The sequence below is a fragment of the Vibrio genomosp. F6 genome, assembly GCF_005146325.1.
Classification (GTDB): domain Bacteria; phylum Pseudomonadota; class Gammaproteobacteria; order Enterobacterales; family Vibrionaceae; genus Vibrio; species Vibrio cortegadensis.
On the sequence record NZ_SYUT01000067.1, the window covers coordinates 1 to 648 of the forward strand.

The 648-nt window shown below is 36.7% G+C and carries 1 protein-coding gene; it reads left to right on the forward strand.

Going from position 1 to position 648, the window contains the following annotated elements; genetic code table 11:
- Positions 1-208 precede the first annotated feature (208 nt).
- On the forward strand, positions 209-580 hold the full coding sequence (locus FCV43_RS18425; RefSeq protein ID WP_136995988.1) for a hypothetical protein: 372 nt from the start codon (positions 209-211) through the stop codon (positions 578-580).
- Positions 581-648 lie beyond the last annotated feature (68 nt).

The window sequence follows — 648 nt, forward strand, 5'->3', positions numbered from 1 at the left end:
CGTGATTTGTGTCTAACAAACAATTTAAGAGTGACTCCTAACGCTTGTCGATTTTACTCCGATTTGAAATTTGTGTTTACGGCGCAATGGTTTAGTCTGGGTTTTCTAGCGTTATCGCACCTTAATTGGGCGTTATGTAAATATCGATATCTAAAAGGAATGTCATTTCGTATAATGAATCTAATTACGACGTTTAAGGTTTGTTCATATGAAAATCATCACTTCAATAGCATTGTTTACATCATTACTATTGTCCCCATTAAGCTATAGTGCTACTCAAATTGATTCAAAAGACGCACCTTTCCATGAAGGTGAAGATGTTATTGCTTGTGGTACTTTAAAGGAAGTATCTCGCTTTAAGCGCGGGCTATACCTGAATATGGATGAACGTTTCCCTAAACAATCTCTAACACTTGTTGTATGGGAAGATGATCTGGCTGAATTTAAGCAAGAGCATGGTTCATTACAGCAATTGGTAAACCGTACTATTTGTGGCAAGGGCACTGTTATAGAGTACCGTGGGCGTAGCCAAATAAGTTTGTACAATGCATTTTCACTAAAGGTCGATGTGCGAAAGTAAATTTACATAACAAACAATTTAAGAGTGACTCCTAACGCTTGTCGATTTTACTTCGATTTGAAATTTGT